22 protein-coding genes are annotated in these 14,989 nt (G+C 37.1%); 21 read left to right on the forward strand and 1 reads right to left on the reverse strand.

The features are described from left to right. From IJJ71_RS10560 to IJJ71_RS10580, 5 genes are all read left to right on the forward strand, one after another. Window positions 1-210: hypothetical protein (locus tag IJJ71_RS10560; RefSeq protein WP_296846897.1), on the forward strand; the 210-nt coding region annotated here is incomplete at its 5' end. After that, the gene (locus tag IJJ71_RS10565; protein ID WP_296846899.1) at window positions 207-341 is read left to right on the forward strand and encodes a hypothetical protein; all 135 of its coding nucleotides are present in this window, start codon (window positions 207-209) and stop codon (window positions 339-341) included. The genes IJJ71_RS10560 and IJJ71_RS10565, both read left to right, overlap by 4 nt. Before the next feature lie 196 nt (window positions 342-537). Continuing rightward, window positions 538-1,908 (forward strand): AAA family ATPase, encoded by a 1,371-nt coding sequence (locus IJJ71_RS10570; RefSeq protein WP_296846901.1) that lies wholly within the window; start codon window positions 538-540, stop codon window positions 1,906-1,908. After that, window positions 1,899-2,387 carry a hypothetical protein gene (locus IJJ71_RS10575; protein ID WP_296846903.1) on the forward strand — a complete coding sequence of 163 codons (489 nt, stop codon included), beginning with the start codon at window positions 1,899-1,901 and terminating at the stop codon, window positions 2,385-2,387. The genes IJJ71_RS10570 and IJJ71_RS10575 overlap by 10 nt, the downstream gene beginning before the upstream one ends. Window positions 2,388-2,431: 44 nt before the next feature. Then, window positions 2,432-3,574 (forward strand): hypothetical protein, encoded by a 1,143-nt coding sequence (locus tag IJJ71_RS10580; RefSeq protein WP_296846905.1) that lies wholly within the window; start codon window positions 2,432-2,434, stop codon window positions 3,572-3,574. A gap of 66 nt (window positions 3,575-3,640) precedes the next feature. Here IJJ71_RS10580 and IJJ71_RS10585 read toward each other — a convergent pair whose 3' ends face one another. Continuing rightward, complete coding sequence (locus IJJ71_RS10585) at window positions 3,641-4,024, reverse strand: helix-turn-helix domain-containing protein (RefSeq protein ID WP_296846908.1); 384 nt, start codon at window positions 4,022-4,024, stop codon at window positions 3,641-3,643. A gap of 117 nt (window positions 4,025-4,141) precedes the next feature. On the opposite strand from IJJ71_RS10585, the gene IJJ71_RS10590 reads away from it, so the two are divergent. The 16 genes from IJJ71_RS10590 (at window position 4,142) to IJJ71_RS10660 (ending at window position 14,692) form a co-directional block, all read left to right on the forward strand. Next, window positions 4,142-4,816 carry a hypothetical protein gene (locus IJJ71_RS10590; protein WP_296846910.1) on the forward strand — a complete coding sequence of 225 codons (675 nt, stop codon included), beginning with the start codon at window positions 4,142-4,144 and terminating at the stop codon, window positions 4,814-4,816. Window positions 4,817-4,918: 102 nt separating this feature from the next. Beyond that, complete coding sequence (locus IJJ71_RS10595; protein ID WP_296846912.1) at window positions 4,919-5,179, forward strand: LPP20 family lipoprotein; 261 nt, start codon at window positions 4,919-4,921, stop codon at window positions 5,177-5,179. A gap of 26 nt (window positions 5,180-5,205) precedes the next feature. Beyond that, the gene (locus tag IJJ71_RS10600) at window positions 5,206-5,943 is read left to right on the forward strand and encodes a hypothetical protein (protein WP_296846914.1); all 738 of its coding nucleotides are present in this window, start codon (window positions 5,206-5,208) and stop codon (window positions 5,941-5,943) included. Between the two features lie 29 nt (window positions 5,944-5,972). Then, window positions 5,973-6,425: a hypothetical protein gene (locus tag IJJ71_RS10605; protein ID WP_296846916.1), complete on the forward strand. Its 453-nt coding sequence runs from the start codon at window positions 5,973-5,975 to the stop codon at window positions 6,423-6,425. Between the two features lie 47 nt (window positions 6,426-6,472). Beyond that, window positions 6,473-6,937 (forward strand): SUMF1/EgtB/PvdO family nonheme iron enzyme, encoded by a 465-nt coding sequence (locus IJJ71_RS10610; RefSeq protein ID WP_296846918.1) that lies wholly within the window; start codon window positions 6,473-6,475, stop codon window positions 6,935-6,937. Then, window positions 6,934-7,164, forward strand: coding sequence for an SUMF1/EgtB/PvdO family nonheme iron enzyme (locus IJJ71_RS14980; RefSeq protein WP_367113238.1), 231 nt, complete (start codon window positions 6,934-6,936; stop codon window positions 7,162-7,164). The genes IJJ71_RS10610 and IJJ71_RS14980 overlap by 4 nt, the downstream gene beginning before the upstream one ends. Window positions 7,165-7,173: 9 nt before the next feature. Next, a complete protein-coding gene (locus IJJ71_RS10615) occupies window positions 7,174-8,244 on the forward strand; it encodes a fibronectin type III domain-containing protein (RefSeq protein ID WP_296846920.1) in 1,071 nt (356 codons plus the stop codon). Window positions 8,245-8,252: 8 nt separating this feature from the next. Next, entirely contained in the window at window positions 8,253-8,621 is a 369-nt protein-coding gene (locus IJJ71_RS10620; protein ID WP_296846921.1) for a hypothetical protein, read from the forward strand. 5 nt (window positions 8,622-8,626) lie between these two features. Further along, window positions 8,627-9,373, forward strand: a complete 747-nt coding sequence (locus IJJ71_RS10625; protein ID WP_296846922.1) for a prolipoprotein diacylglyceryl transferase family protein — start codon at window positions 8,627-8,629, stop codon at window positions 9,371-9,373. Further along, a complete protein-coding gene (hxsB, locus tag IJJ71_RS10630) occupies window positions 9,366-10,760 on the forward strand; it encodes a His-Xaa-Ser system radical SAM maturase HxsB (protein WP_296846923.1) in 1,395 nt (464 codons plus the stop codon). The genes IJJ71_RS10625 and hxsB overlap by 8 nt, the downstream gene beginning before the upstream one ends. Further along, window positions 10,753-10,884 carry a hypothetical protein gene (locus tag IJJ71_RS10635; protein WP_296846924.1) on the forward strand — a complete coding sequence of 44 codons (132 nt, stop codon included), beginning with the start codon at window positions 10,753-10,755 and terminating at the stop codon, window positions 10,882-10,884. Before hxsB ends, IJJ71_RS10635 begins: the two co-directional genes overlap by 8 nt. Window positions 10,885-10,914: 30 nt before the next feature. Then, complete coding sequence (locus IJJ71_RS10640; RefSeq protein WP_296846930.1) at window positions 10,915-11,733, forward strand: radical SAM protein; 819 nt, start codon at window positions 10,915-10,917, stop codon at window positions 11,731-11,733. Between the two features lie 100 nt (window positions 11,734-11,833). After that, a complete protein-coding gene (locus IJJ71_RS10645; RefSeq protein ID WP_296846925.1) occupies window positions 11,834-12,070 on the forward strand; it encodes a hypothetical protein in 237 nt (78 codons plus the stop codon). Further along, window positions 12,063-13,175 carry an AAA family ATPase gene (locus IJJ71_RS10650; RefSeq protein ID WP_296846927.1) on the forward strand — a complete coding sequence of 371 codons (1,113 nt, stop codon included), beginning with the start codon at window positions 12,063-12,065 and terminating at the stop codon, window positions 13,173-13,175. The genes IJJ71_RS10645 and IJJ71_RS10650 overlap by 8 nt, the downstream gene beginning before the upstream one ends. Next, entirely contained in the window at window positions 13,175-13,903 is a 729-nt protein-coding gene (locus tag IJJ71_RS10655; protein WP_296846928.1) for a DUF3226 domain-containing protein, read from the forward strand. The genes IJJ71_RS10650 and IJJ71_RS10655 overlap by 1 nt, the downstream gene beginning before the upstream one ends. 114 nt (window positions 13,904-14,017) lie before the next feature. Further along, the gene (locus IJJ71_RS10660; RefSeq protein WP_296846929.1) at window positions 14,018-14,692 is read left to right on the forward strand and encodes a thiamine pyrophosphate-dependent enzyme; all 675 of its coding nucleotides are present in this window, start codon (window positions 14,018-14,020) and stop codon (window positions 14,690-14,692) included. Window positions 14,693-14,989 lie beyond the last annotated feature (297 nt).

The raw sequence follows: 14,989 nt of genomic DNA on the forward strand, positions 1-14,989 counted from the left end.
CGACCGCCTGTGGCGGGCAAAACCTGTGAGACAGGTTTTGAGCGATTCTCCGAGCAGCTATGCTGCGAAGGGAACCTCTTCAGCTTCAACCCGGCCCTCAAGGCAGAAGGCAAGAATCCAAAAGCAAAATCAATGTGCACTATAAAGAAATTCAGCGAGTTTTTGCTTGTCAAAAACTCGTTAGCAAACGAAGTTTGCGAGCATTCTTGAACAACGAGACACGATACTCTGCTTTTACACGCAAGTTCCCGGAGCGGGCTAAGGTTCTCTTCGACCGCAACGAGCAGGCTGCAAAAGACAGATTCGTTCACTTGCAGAAGCTGGTTGAGTTGTATAAGTAAGCCAGTTGATTCTTCATCGGGGTAGTTGCCTCGATGGGGAATTGAGACAGAAAATTCCTTCATTGGGCGAATATGCCTGATGAGGGAAGATGTGAACGCCCCTTGTGAGGAAGATTCCTTGCGAGGGGCGATTTTTTTATGTCTATATTCTTTTTGAAAAATGTACTAAAATTGAGTCATATTTTGGACAAGACGAATGGCTAAACTGCGTGTAAAGAATTTTGGACCGATAAAAGAAGGATTCTCTGAGAATGACGGGTTTATGGAAATCACGCCTGTTACCGTTATCTGCGGAAATCAAGCGACAGGCAAAAGCACAATTGCGAAACTGTATTCAACATTTGTGTGGTTAGAAAAAGCTTTGAAGAGTGAAAAAATTCAGAAAGAAGAGCTTACCTATGATGAATTTGCAAATAACTATTTGGCTTATCACTGTATAAAGTCATATCTGACTGCATCGAGCGAAATCGACTGTATTCTTGACTCGTATGAATTTCATATTTCTCAAAAAACAATAGACACCATCAAGCGAGAAGATGGAAGATATGTAAAACCAAAGATTGCTTATATTCCTGCCGAGCGGAATTTTTGCAGTGCCTTGCCAAAACCGAATGCTATCGCGGGGGTCTTAAAAAATCTATTTGAAACTATCGGTGATTTTGATGTAGCACGCGAGGCACGGGACGGAAAAAAATATAAATTGCCGATTGGTGATTATTATTATCGATATGACGAAGGAACTAATCGCTCCTATATATCTGATACAAAGAGCAATTATGAAATTGAATTGTACGAGGCTGCGAGCGGTATACAGTCTGTTGTTCCGTTATCTCTGATTTCAAGGTATTATTCAAACTTCATTGATTATACACTTAATGGTAAGAGACAACAGTTTTCACTTGATGAAAAAAAACAGGTAGAGACTGAATACAAAAAACTTGAAAATACAATCGGTGTTGGTGTTTTGTCAGCATTACTTTCTGCAATTGCATCTGGTGGACTTTCACTGACCTTTTCTATTGCAGGTCTTATTTCTGCATTTTCAGCACTCGGTTTGTATAATTCTACCTCAAGGAAAGAAGTTTTACTAAACGACATTGAGACTGGAGATGAAAGGGCTTTAAAGCAAGCAAATGATGAGCTTTTATCTATAATTACATCTCGTTTTATCAATATCGTGGAAGAACCAGAGCAAAATCTTTATCCCGATTCTCAGGGGAAAGTGCTGTTTGAGTTGGTGGAATGCATGAACACAAACGAGCATAACCAGCTGATGATAACTACACATAGCCCATATATGCTTTCATATCTCACGCAATGCGCAAAAGCAGCGGAGTTGTTGGAAAAAGGTGTGCCGTCTGACCGAATCGAAAAAATTGTACCAGTGAAATCAGCAGTTCCGGGCGAGAAGATTTCTATTTATGAAACGAAAGAAGACGGTTCGATTGCATTGCTTAAACCGTATGAGAATTTGCCATCAGATGAAAATCTTTTGAATATCGCTTTGGCAGACGGAAACGAGCGCTTTTCACAACTTTTGGATTTGGAGGTGGCATTTTGCAAGTAGATTTCTTCAAGTTTGCAGAAAAAATCGAACCTGTAAAAGAATTCGGGCTTGTCGATAATGCTCCCGCAGAAATAAATTATGACGAAAACCAAAAAGAATCTTGGAATGCGATTGTAAAGTGTAACAACCGCGATGATTATCAGTTCGCCCCTCTTGATAAGAAAATTAAAATCATGGAGAACTTCAATAAAGAGGAATCGCTATGCGAATGCCTTTTACATACAAAAGAGACAATCGCTTTTGTTGAACTGAAAGAAAGGAAAAAGCAACATACAAAACAGCCCATTGAACAGTTAGAAAACACGATTAGACTTTTCAAGCAAACTCACAATATCGACGATTTTCTTTTTAAGAAAGCGTTCATCTGCAATCGGAAGCGACCACATTATAATGAAGCGAAAAATTCTGTATGCGCGGACTTTGTCACACGGAATGGGGTTGCTCTGCATATTGGAATTGAGATTGGAGAGATGGAGTAAATTATTTTTTTCTTAGTATTTATTTTTCGTGTTATACTGTCTTTATGGCTATCAAAAAATCAAGAGACGATTTTAGTAATACTGTAAAAAGACTGCTTGCTCAAAGAGCCGGTTATATTTGTTCATTTCCAAATTGCAATAAAATAACATCTTTTCCATCTATTACAGAAAATGAAAAGGCAATAAATAATGGTGTTGCTTCGCATATAACAGCTGCTGCACCAAACGGACCAAGATATGATTCTAGATTGTCGGAAGAAGAACGTTCTTCTTTTTCAAATGGCATATGGTTGTGTACGGAACATTCTTTTTTAATTGATAAAGATTATTCTTCATATAGTGCGGAAGAATTACGAGAGTGGAAAAAAATTCATGAAGAAGAGGTTTTAAACCGTGCTAAGTTAGGAATAACACTTCGCAACAGGTTAAAGAAAATAACTATAATTGATTTTGGTCAAATGAAAGGAACTCATACTTTTAATGTGTATAAGAATTCAATTTTTTATTCTCCAAAACCAATCGGAAAAAGTATGATATTTGACTTGATGTCTGCTTTATTTGGGTTAAAACATGAAAATCGATGGTATAAGAAATTTAATAAACCAGTTTCCATTAGTAAATTTCTTTTTTTGATTGACTCAAACGAATTAGAATATGAATTTAAAATTTTTAGTACAAACAACATTCAATTTGAATTAAATGGGCAAAAAATTTTTAAACCGAATCCCAAATTTAATATGATTTATCTAACTAACGACAATAGGTTTTCAAATGATTTCGAAGCTGATGTAAAATCCGCCTTGAATATTGAAAAAAGAGTTTTATCTAGCTTAATTGATTATATAAATGGTAATGAGAAATTCTTCATAAAAGGTATAAAACTGAAAAATGAAGATGTATATGTCCTTTTTAGGGAAGATTATATTTCCTATGATAATCTATGCTCATCTGAAAAAGAACGATTATTCTTAGAAATAGCTATTCAATTAGCGAAAAAGAATTCAGTAGAGGCAGGTACTATTTTAGTTCTGGATAAAACAAGTTTTTTAACATTGGATAGAGAAAATTATCAAGAAATGATAGATAAATTAGTTTCGGATGAAAACAATTTTCAAGTGGTAATAACAACTAATGAAATCAATCCTTTTATTAATTATAAAAACTTTGTTATAATCGATATAAAATAGTATTGTAAATAGAGAAGGATTTGACAAGTAAAGAAATTTAAATAGGAATGACGTTTTGCGTGAATTTTAGTCTTTCATAATTTCATAAGAATCGTGAAATTTTACAATTGTGTTGCGAAGTGATTCACGAAGAGGTGCGGGAAAATCTTCCATAAAAGAAATAATGTCTTGGTATTTTTGATATAAATATACAGCCTTTGATTTTTCGTCTAAATTATTTGAATCTTGATTCTTGTCGCTTGATTTTATACTTATCCCTAAAAGCACTTCCAATGGCTTATGCAAAGCATCTGCAATTTTTCGAGCCGTTTCCATTTCGGGAATGCTGTTATCTCTGTTGCGCCCGTTTGTGATTGTTGGATAAGGAACTCCTGAAATTTGAGATAAAGTTTTGAGATTCATATTCAGATATTTTATTTCTTCATCAACATTTTTCCAAAATGGACTCATAAAAAGATTATTTACTTTACAGAGTGAATTTTATAGACATAAATACCTTGCAAAATTTCAATAATGGTTGAAGGTATTTATACTTTACTTTTTAGAGTAAAAATTAGGGAGTCAGTTATGAAGATTTCTTTTGTTGCTATGTTTTCATTGATTGCATTATTATGTATCGGTTGTACAACGGTTCCGCCTAATAATTCAAATCTATCATTCAGAACTGAAAGCATATCAGAGCCACCTTTGAACACAGAAGTTACTATGGCTATTGGTGATACACTCATAATACAAGGGACTCGTGTGACATCTAAAGGTATCGTAATTTTATCAGATTGTTGTGATGGTTTTGTAAAAAAAGGTTCGTATCAAGTAGGGTTCCGAAAATCAGATAAAATATATTTCAGAGGAAACGGAATCTCTGGTAACAAGTTTATGGCTACCGCATATTATCTCGAATATAATCTTGGTAGTGGAGAATTGTACTATGTATATACGAGTGGAGCTATGAATGTGGTACAACCGGGCAAAACAAAAATCACTAGTTTCAAATACACAGATATATCAGTTGATTCTCCTGATGCCTTTCAGAGAACTCTTATATATCTTGGAAAAACAGGAAATCTTTTAAAATTTGGGTATCGAGAAACCTCGAATGGATATGCCCGACCTGCTTTTTCAAATGAAATTTCTTATGATTTGAATGAATCAAATATAATTGGCTATCAAAAAGCAAAATTGCAAGTTATTGAGGCAACAAATACAACGATACGGTATAAAGTACTAAGTTATTTTGATTAATTCTTAGGCATTTGACTTAGCATAAAGTTTATTTGCATTTTCACACCGTGTTTTTTATAAAAATGTATAATAAAACCTGATTCTGTGGTATAATGCAATCTAATGATTGATATGATTAAGCGTTCTTTAGCGATTTCATTCTTATCAATATTCATCCTTCTTTCTCTTTTTGCAAAGACTGTTACTGTACCTGAATGGATTTCAAATAAAAATGCCGTTTTTCCAAGCGAAACATACATTTCTGGGCTTGGAGAAGGTAAATCAAAAGAAGCTGCCCGAAACGATGCGATTGCGGAAGTTTCTCGTTATTTAAAACAAGCGTTGAAAACACTGTACAAGCGAAAACAAATGCAGATTCTATAAACGGCAAAAGTAATTTTTCACAAAGATTGGAAGAATCAACGACAATTTCTTCAACAGCAACACTAAGTGGATTAAATTTCACCGAACCTTATTACGATAAAAAAGAAAAATGCTGGTACTGTGTCGCATACATAAAGCGTGATGATGCATGGAATCTGCTTTTGCCAAGAATTGAGAGTGCTAAAGCGGCATTTTATGCACCGTATAATAACGGTCGCAAAGAAACCGAGCCTGTTTTCAAGTATTCATTTTTTGCAGCGGCATTAGAAAAGGGCGTGGATTTTCAAGATGTATTGGATTATGCGAGAATTATTCACCCAAAAACTGAAGAAAGCTATTCGTCAGACAGGGAAGCAATTAATTCCGTTCAAAATCTTCTCATAACGGAAAAAGGCAAATGTACGCTCTTTCTGGCTTTGCAAGGAGATTACGGAAATATTCTGACTGAGGCAGCAACAAAAATTTTTTCTGAAACACCATTTTCTTTGGTTGGAAGTGAAAAAAGCGCAAATTATAAGGCTACTGTTACAGTTGATGATAACAAAGTCGGCGACAACCCGCTTTCAATTTCGCCGAGTGCAAAAATCGAAATAAAAAGTAAGTCTGGTCGTTCTGTGTATGCAGATGTTTTCCGTCTCGAAACAAAAACAACGGCGTATTCATTGGAAAAGGCACAAACGAAAGCATATCCGCAACTTGCAGATGTCATGAAGCAAGAACTTCCTGAGAAACTGGCAGAATTATTTAATAAGAATGGAAAGTAAAACGCAAACTATTCTTAATATTTTCATTTATGATGCTTTTTGCTTTGTCTTTTGCAATACTGTCCTGTACTTCTACAAAAACGATTTCTGAAACAACATCGATTCAAAAAATGAGCGAAAATTCTAATTCACTTGTGCAAGTTGTGTTTCCCACATTGGAGAATATCGATGGAACAGAGAAAAACTGGTTAGGCGGACAGGTACAGGATAAATTAAAATCAAATCTGCAAGATTATCTCAAAATGAAAACGGTCGTTGACTCAAATTCTGAGAACGCATTGAAAAAACTTCAGCAAGAAGCTGAGAGTGAAGCCCGTAATGAGAGTATGGCTATTGAACTTGGAAAAATCTCAACGGCAAAATTTGCCTTGTTTTCAAAAGTCAGAAAAACAAATAATGGATATGTGATTACCGCAGATTATACAGACCTTACAACAGGCGAACAAAAGCTTCTGCAACTTCAAAAGAATACACAAAAGTAGAATATCTATATGGAAAAAATGGAGCAGTTGACGAAATCTCTTTTGTTTTGGCTGAGAAGTTAGGGATAAAGCCAAATATTGAAAAGGAAATTTCTTTTGAAAATTACATAGCAAGTGATTTTAGCCCGTATGTAAGCACTTCAGAAATTTATGTAACTGGGGGAATTTTTTTTATTGGTGCAAAAGAATATAGCGTTAATGACTTTATTATTGCCAAAACAGAATGCGCTGATGATGCTGGCTTTCCTATCGTAAATAAATCATGGATTGAAATAATTGCATATTGCAATGAATTAAGCAAAAGAAATAACCTTGACTGTGTATATGAAATTTCAAAAAATGGAAAAAAAGTAAAGGCTCATTTTTCAAAGAATGGGTATCGGCTTCCCACAAAAGAAGAATGGTATTGGGTAGCGACAGGGGCTGAAAAAAGAACTGTGTTCGGCTCAAAGAGTAATTTCAACTCATCTGTTTGGTATCTTAAGAATTCTGATGAAAAAAACACCGAATAGCGCAAAAAGATGCCAATCCGCTTGGCGTTTATGATATGTTTGGAAATGTTGCTGAATGGTGTTGGGATAGTGACGGCGAGGATTATCGCTTGGTTTGCGGTGGATTTTACGGAAGTTCAGAAAGATTTGTCAGTCCAAGTGATTTTGCTTCAAAACACCGACAAGATTCTGAAGAAAATTATATTGGCTTCAGATTGGTACGCAGTTGTACCAAAAGAAGTTATTAGGAGTTTGTAATGAAATTGTTTTCTTTTATTATTCCTGCGATAGCGACATTACTTCCACAGCACGATAATTTTTTTGAGCAAGTTCCGCAAAATTCCGTCTCTGCAGATGATGACAAATCTGTTGTTCAAGACAACTCAAACGAACATCAGACGATTTTGAGAAAGTTTCAAGATTCTTATCGCTTTTTACGATTTGCAAAACATAGTTCACACAAATCGCACAGTTCGCATAAATCTCACTCATCACATTCAAGCGGAACAACTAATAAACATTATTCCCACACATCGCATACGAGCGGAACTTCAAGCGGTTCATATAGCAGCGGAACTTATTCGACTCCTTCAACCACAACAAAAACTCCTGCAACTCCTACTGTTACAAAGAAAATCACTCTTTCTGCGGAAAAATCAGAGGGAACGGACATTTCATTGTCATGGACTTTGGAAGGTTTTTCTTCGACGGCGAGCCTGACAACTGCCATTTATCAAGATGGTAGAAACATAAAAGAATTTTCCGTCAAGCAAACGAGTTTTAAAGTTGGAAATCTAAAATCTTCGACATCTTATACTTTTTATATAGTTGTAAAAGAATCAGGGAAAACATACACATCAAATACTGTGACGATAAAAACTGCTTTTGACCCATATTCATATGATAGAAATAAACTTGGAATAAACCTTGCTGAGTTAGAAACAACTTGTTCATATTTAGTTTCATCAGTTACAGACACTGTTGCGTTTCCAAATGAGTGTAAGCTGTTTGTTGCTGATTTTTATTCAGGGGAAACTTATAATGAAAAAGGTAGAGAAATCGCAAAAATCCTAGCGAACGCTTTTAAGAGTAAAAAATATTCAGTTTTAAATCTTTCTGCAACTGATAATGAAGTCATAATGAAATCAGGCGGAATAAACGATTACAAACAGGCTCGTATTTATGGTAGACTACTTCATGCAACATATGTTTGCTATGGAACTATAGAAAAGCAAGATGACAAAAAATTCAAAATAACACTCAAACTGTTTGATGTCAGTGATGAAAATATCGTGACTATCAAGGAAGCGTTTATTTCTGCGAATTGAGGTGATGTATGAAATTTCCAAAGCTATTAATTCCCTTTTTGGCTGTTGTTTTACCAACGATACGATTTTCTGCAAATGAAACGGAGTATAAAAGTAATCAGAAATCTTCTCAAAACAGTGGTGAAGAAATAGCTTCTGACGAGTCTGAACATCATGCTTTTATTCTCCGTCAGTTTTCAGATTTGGAACGAGTTTTGCAATTTGCGAAACACACTTCTCATTCTTCTCATCGTTCACATTCATCTCACAGTTCTCATAAAAGTGGAAGTCATAGCTCTCATTACAGCGGTTCAGATTGCAATGGTTGTGCGTTTGATGCTGATGAAGAAATTGAACAACCTCAAAATATGATTTCTGAAATGCTTGTGAAAAAATAATATCGATGTTTCCGAATTTACATGTTTTCAGTTTTATAGTTCCTCTTTATCCGTTATGTGTAGCGGCAGGCTTTTTGATTGGTACAGTTATTGTAATGTATCTTGGAAAGAAACTTGAAATTTCTGAAAATAAGAGTTTTATTTTAATGTGTTTTGTGGAAATTGGTGTAATTCTCGGCGGAAAAATATTGTTTCTTGTGGTAAACATTCATAATTTGGCGAGAATTTTTGAGAATTTAGGTTTTCTTGCAGTTTTTACTAAAACCGGGTTTGTTTTCTTTGGGGGACTGTTTGGAGGAATTATTGCAGTTTTAGCTTTCTCAAAGATTTACAAATTTTTGTTCCGTGAAATACTCTCACTTGTTTTGAGTGTTGCTCCTCTTATTCATGCAATTGGTAGGATAGGCTGCCTTTGTGCAGGGTGTTGCTATGGTATTGAATGGGCTAGACAGACTGCAATTTTCATTCATAATGCATACCGATTTCCTATCCAGTTGTTGGAAGCGTTGCTGAATCTTATTTTATTTTTTATCTTACAGGTGTTTTTTATTCAGAAAAAAGAATTTATCATTCCTTTGTATTTTGGTGGTTATGGAATAATTCGTTTTTTTTGTGAGTTTTTTCGTGGAGACATGCAAAGAGGATTCATCGGAGTTTTATCTGTTTCAAGTTGGATAAGCATAGTTTGTATATTGCTTTGTATTTTAGAATTCTTTTGCATAAGAAAACTGAGGTATACTTGCAATGAATAATTATTTTTTTGAGCAATTTTCAGATTCCTATCTTCTCACAAATTCCGCAGGCGAACACTTATTTATCTCAAAAGAGGATTTTGCTCGGCTAAAAGAAAATCCCGATACTTGCTCAGAAAATACCCGCAAGCTTTTAAAATCTCGTTTCTTTCTGTGCGAAAAATCTAGTGAAACTGAATTTAGATCCATCTATGACATAAAATACAGCACGAAGCATTCCTATCTTGAAAATGAATCGCTTTTGCTTATGGTTGTACCGACAATTTCTTGTAATTGCAGTTGCGTGTATTGCCAAGTGAACAGCCGCAAGAACAATGCTGCTGAAAATGATATGTCGCTCAAAACGGTTCTTGCTTTCTGTGATTTTGTCTTTGCGCTTCCTCATAAAAACATCAAGATTGAATTTCAGGGCGGAGAGCCTTCGCTTCGTTTTGATACGATTGAATTTATTGTCCGCCGTGTCCGTCATTTAAACCGCAAATATCATAAGGAAATCGAGTATGTCATCTGCACGAATCTTTTGAATCTTACGGCTCATGAGCTTAGAATCCTAAAAAAGTTCAAGATTGCAATTTCCACTTCTCTTGACGGCTCAAAAGCGGTACATGACAAAAACCGACCATCAAGTCAGTTTCCCTCGTCTTATGATGCACTGGTAAAAAATGTGGAATTGGCTCGGAAAAATAAAATCTATCCCTCTGCGCTTGTTACCGTAACTGCACTGAATCTTAATCGCATGACGGAAATTATAGACACTTATATTGAAAACCATTTTGAGTCAATTTTTATCCGCCCTCTGAATAATTATGGATGTGCGTTTCAGAACAAAAGCGTGTACTACAAACTTGAAGATTATATTGCCGCTTATAAGAATGCGCTTTTGTATCTGGTTGAGCGGAATTTGAACGACAACATTTGCCTTCGAGAAGAGATGTTTTCAATACTGTTGCGAAAAATATTTTCTCCGTTCAATGACGGATTTGTGGATATGCAGAATCCCTGCGCACTCGGTCAGATGTGTATGATTGTAAAACAGAATGGCGATGTCTATCCGTCAGATGAATCGCGTATGATTTCCGAGATGGGGAACGAATATTGGAAAATGGGCAATGTGAACGACAGGAATTGCCTTGTCACCATGAAAGAAAAACGCAACGAGATTCTTGAAAACGGTCGGCTTGAAAATTACACAGAATGCAAAGATTGTGCATACAGTCCATTTTGTTATGCCGACCCCATAAAGAAATGGTATATTCAGAATATTGCAGGCGAGGAATACGAGTCTTACTGCGGGATAAGAAAAGAATTATTCCGTTTCGTGTTTGAGCAGATTCACGATGCGGACGAAAAGAAACTTGCGCTTTTCAGGAGATGGGCAAATGCGTGATGATACAATGCTTCTTATTCCCGGAAAGAAAAAATATAAGTCGGTCTCTCTTGAAACCGGTGATGTCATAGTTTTTCATCAGCCCAAAGTCGGATCGGAAAAAATCAATGATATTCTGCTTTAAGAGAACGGTAAACGGCATCTGCTTTTTAGAATTGAAAACAGGGAACTTACTTTTTTCCTTACTTCAAAATGCAATCAACGGTGCATAATGTGCCCGCAAAAACTTGACATTGATTCTCCCGATAACGATTTGATTTTACAGCGGGTCATTGATAATCTTGATTATGATGTGCTTGACGGCATTTGTTTTACTGGCGGCGAGTCGCTTTTGAAAATGAAGTTTATAGAGCAGGTCGTTCAGAACGCGCCCGAACGGATTTTCATCACGATTCTAACCAACGGAACGATTATGCCAAGTGAAGTGATTTTAAAATCGAGCCGATGTAAACTCTGTGTTCCAGTTTATGCACCATATGATGAATTGCACAATGTAATGACAGGTTCTTCGGCATTTTATAAGGTCATAGAAAACTTGATGAAAATCTCTCAATATGAAACGCTGATAGAACTCCGCTTTGTGATGACGAAATTGAATGTTTCTTGCCTTGAAGAATACGCCCGTTTTGTATGGCGCAATCTGCCGTTCGTGCAAGATGTCGCTTTTATGGGAATGGAACTGACGGCTGAGGCTCATAAAAACAAAGATGAGCTTTGGATAAACCCGAAAGAATATGTGCCTGCCTTGCAAAAAGCGGTGGCTTACCTTGATTTATGTGGCGTTACTGCGTGGATTTACAATCTTCCGCTCTGTCTGTTTGACGAGCCATATAGAAAATTTGTGGTAAAGTCAATTTCCCCGTGGAAGGTACGGTATCTGCCAAAATGTGCAGAATGTAGGATGAAGAGTGATTGCGGGGGGATGTTCTTTTCGGATTTGAAGGAATTTTGGGAGATAATTCAAAATGAATGAGCAAAATAAACCAATAGAACTGTGATTTAAAACTGCGACAATTTGTCGCACTTTTCTAACCCATACAAGGAGCAAGCCAGAATAAGAAGGAGAAGCATCTATGAATCCATTTGAAAATCTCAAACTAATTGCGCAAGATGAACAAGACAAGTTGCTTGCAGAATGTAAAACAAAAATGCTTGAACTTGTCGAAAAATCTAAAAAGCTTGATGGTTTCCATAAGAAGCAACTTTATGATTGGTGTTGTCAGAATACTGCACTAAGTTCAATCACAGAATTGAAAATAAAATCTAATTTTATGATATACTATTTCTTGGAGCGAAGTCGCAATGAATAACATACACATAAAATCTTTAAATATTGAAACCTTTCGAGGCATTCAAAATCTCAAATTGGATAGTTTCTCTGGAATAAACATCTTCACGGGCGACAATAACTCTGGAAAAACAAGCGTTTTGGAAGTGCTTCAAACTTCTGGAGACCCTCATTCTCCCATAGTGTGGGCACGGCTTGGGCGGAATGAAAAATTTCCGAATCCCACGCGAACGATTTTCGAGAGTATAAAGGATTTGTATTCTGTTTCTGAAAATGATTTGCGCATCGCATATTCAAAAGAAGATGACAAGAACGGAAGTCTGCTTATCGAATTAAAAGGCTCTATCTCAAAGAAAAAGACTATCAAGCGGGAATATTGCAAGATTGCACACATTGAGTGCGAAAAGGGTGAAGAATATTCAGAAGCTGAACTGATAAATCTCCACACAGATTTTTTTTGCAATGGAAAGTTAGCAGATTCTTTTGATGTGTACAATGTGACTCGCTTCGATGTGTTTGCAGAAAATACGGAAAAACCTTACAAAAAATATATAACTCACTATATCTCACCGAGCGTTTATGATGAAGAATGCCCTGTGATAGCTGAAATTTTCAGCGACAATGACGGACACAAAGAACTTATAGATGTTCTAAGGCTTTTTGATGATGATATTCTTGACATTGTGCCGACCGTGCGTGACTATGCAATTCCGTTTCCCATGAAAGACAGCTATCAGATTCGTTCCAAAAAATATGGAAGGCTTATGCCACTCACTGTATATGGTGACGGACTGAAAAAAGCATTGTGGCTTGTCACATCGGTTCTGGCAACAAAAAACGGAGTTCTCCTTATCGATGAATTTGAAACGGCAATTCACACTTCGGTTATGGACAAGCTTTTTACATGGATTTTCAAGGCATGCAAAAAATACAATGTCCAGCTTTTTCTCACCACGCACAGTAAGGAAGCCTTGCAGAAAGTCCTCGCGTTGAATTCCGACCCATATTTGAAGGACGAAATCACGCTGTACACATTGTACAAAATTGACGGAAAAAATTTGGCAAGACGGCTCTCTGCCGAGCGAGCGATTGAAGCCGATGAGAACTTCGGTCAGGAGTTGCGGTAATGAAGTCGATTATTATTTGTGAAGGCGACACTGATTTTGTTCTGCTCCAGTACTTTATGATTAAGGTGAATGGTTGGAAAGAGTTTAAGGATTCTGGTTTTAAGCCCATAAAAGGAGTGAACAGCAGGGATTTTATAAAAGATTCTCATATTCTTACAATTATTTCTGCTGGCGGTTGTTCAAACATAAAAGAAGTATTCGCGGCGGTTATCAGAAATAACAAAAATGCGGTTCTCGATGACGAACGATATTCAAAAATTGTGATTGTTACGGATAATGACGAATCGGGCACAGAAGCAAAGATTGTTTCCGATTTGAACAGCGTCTCTATGAACAATGTTGAAATTCACAATAGAGAATGGACTGAGTTGTCATATACCGATGAAACATCGAGTAAAATTTCATTTTCTACTGATGTTTTGTTGCTCGTGATTCCTTTTGATGAAAACGGCGCGCTTGAAACATTTTTGTTGACTTCAATTGCAAAGCAGAATACTTATGATGCTGAAATTATCAAAAAGGGAAATGCTTTTGTAGAAATTGCCGATCCAGATTCAAAATATCTGAAGCATCGTGGTTTAAAAACAAAAGCAAAATTTGATGTTTATTTTTCAATACGGACACCTCCAAAACAATTCCGCATGAGACAAGACATTTTGAAAAATATTCCGTGGGAAGAATATGAAAATGTACGGGAAGTGTTTAAAGAGTTAGGAAAACTGGGCTGATAGTTTTTGCGTTAAGGATTGTAGCACCGCCGAAGGCGTACTGCTTGCGGTATGGAGCGAAAGCGGAAGTGCGGAAAGCCTGACCCGAAGCGAAGCGTAGGGGAACGCCCTATTATGGTATTCGATACAGAGATGTACGCTAGGAAGCTTGCTTCCAGAAATACAGGTGGACAGGCATCAAAGGCTTCTAACATCGGTGAAGTCTGCCAGTTCGCAGCTGCTGGTAAAGAGATGGGCAAAAAGTCACTCTCTGAAATAGCTATGAGCTACGGTTATGTTTATGTCGGACAGATTGCTCTCGGTGCAAATCCTGCACAGGCTCTCAAAGTCATTCAGGAAGCAGAGGCTTACAACGGTCCTTCCCTCATCATCGGATACGCTCCATGTGAGCTCCACGGTGTCAAGGGCGGCATGAACCACTGTCAGGACGAGATGAAGGCCGCTGTCAAGGCTGGTTACTTAGGGAGCGACCGCCTGTGGCGGGCAAAACCTGTGAGACAGGTTTTGAGCGATTCTCCGAGCAGCTATGCTGCGAAGGGAACCTCTTCAGCTTTAACCCGGCCCTCAAGGCAGAAGGCAAGAATCCGTTCACCCTCACTTCAAAAGAAGGCGACGGAACTTACCAGGCATTCCTCAACAACGAGACACGATACTCAGCTCTTACACGCAAGTTCCCAGAGCGAGCTAAGGTCTTGTTCGACCGCAACGAGCAGGCTGCTAAGGACAGATTTGTTCACTTGCAGAAGCTGGTTGAACTTTATAAATAATTTTCATGCTGACGAGCCTTAGGCTCGCAGCATAAAACGCTTAGTGCCATGATGCACGATTTTGCTTTGCAAAATTGGTGCACATGTCAAATCAGTTTCGAGCCGACACTTCGATGCGGTTCAAACCATTGCGGAAAAAAAAGTGCCCCTTGTGAGGAAATTCCTTGCAAGGGGCGTTTTCAGGGCATCCGCATCAAAAGCACTCTGCAATTGAATTCTTAACAAGTATTGTATTTAAAGATTAGGCGAGATGATAAAATAACTTCGGGTAGTAAAAATGACATTGAAGGAAACATTCGAAGAAATCACGGACGACAGA

The organism is Treponema sp., from assembly GCF_017430385.1.
Lineage (GTDB): Bacteria > Spirochaetota > Spirochaetia > Treponematales > Treponemataceae > Treponema_D.

Excerpts from the sequence above, each read along its gene's own strand:
- IJJ71_RS10580 (WP_296846905.1), top strand. The coding sequence starts at position 2,432 with ATGGCTATCAAAAAATCAAGAGACGATTTTAGTAATACTGTAAAAAGA.
- IJJ71_RS10655 (WP_296846928.1), top strand. The coding sequence starts at position 13,175 with ATGAAGTCGATTATTATTTGTGAAGGCGACACTGATTTTGTTCTGCTC.
- IJJ71_RS10620 (WP_296846921.1), top strand. The coding sequence starts at position 8,253 with ATGAAATTTCCAAAGCTATTAATTCCCTTTTTGGCTGTTGTTTTACCA.
- hxsB (WP_296846923.1), top strand. The coding sequence starts at position 9,366 with ATGAATAATTATTTTTTTGAGCAATTTTCAGATTCCTATCTTCTCACA.
- IJJ71_RS10660 (WP_296846929.1), top strand. The coding sequence starts at position 14,018 with ATGGTATTCGATACAGAGATGTACGCTAGGAAGCTTGCTTCCAGAAAT.
- IJJ71_RS10590 (WP_296846910.1), top strand. The coding sequence starts at position 4,142 with ATGAAGATTTCTTTTGTTGCTATGTTTTCATTGATTGCATTATTATGT.
- IJJ71_RS10635 (WP_296846924.1), top strand. The coding sequence starts at position 10,753 with ATGCGTGATGATACAATGCTTCTTATTCCCGGAAAGAAAAAATATAAG.
- IJJ71_RS10605 (WP_296846916.1), top strand. The coding sequence starts at position 5,973 with ATGATGCTTTTTGCTTTGTCTTTTGCAATACTGTCCTGTACTTCTACA.
- IJJ71_RS10615 (WP_296846920.1), top strand. The coding sequence starts at position 7,174 with ATGAAATTGTTTTCTTTTATTATTCCTGCGATAGCGACATTACTTCCA.
- IJJ71_RS10585 (WP_296846908.1), bottom strand. The coding sequence starts at position 4,024 with ATGAGTCCATTTTGGAAAAATGTTGATGAAGAAATAAAATATCTGAAT.
- IJJ71_RS10570 (WP_296846901.1), top strand. The coding sequence starts at position 538 with ATGGCTAAACTGCGTGTAAAGAATTTTGGACCGATAAAAGAAGGATTC.
- IJJ71_RS10625 (WP_296846922.1), top strand. The coding sequence starts at position 8,627 with ATGTTTCCGAATTTACATGTTTTCAGTTTTATAGTTCCTCTTTATCCG.
- IJJ71_RS10645 (WP_296846925.1), top strand. The coding sequence starts at position 11,834 with ATGAATCCATTTGAAAATCTCAAACTAATTGCGCAAGATGAACAAGAC.
- IJJ71_RS10595 (WP_296846912.1), top strand. The coding sequence starts at position 4,919 with ATGATTGATATGATTAAGCGTTCTTTAGCGATTTCATTCTTATCAATA.
- IJJ71_RS10650 (WP_296846927.1), top strand. The coding sequence starts at position 12,063 with ATGAATAACATACACATAAAATCTTTAAATATTGAAACCTTTCGAGGC.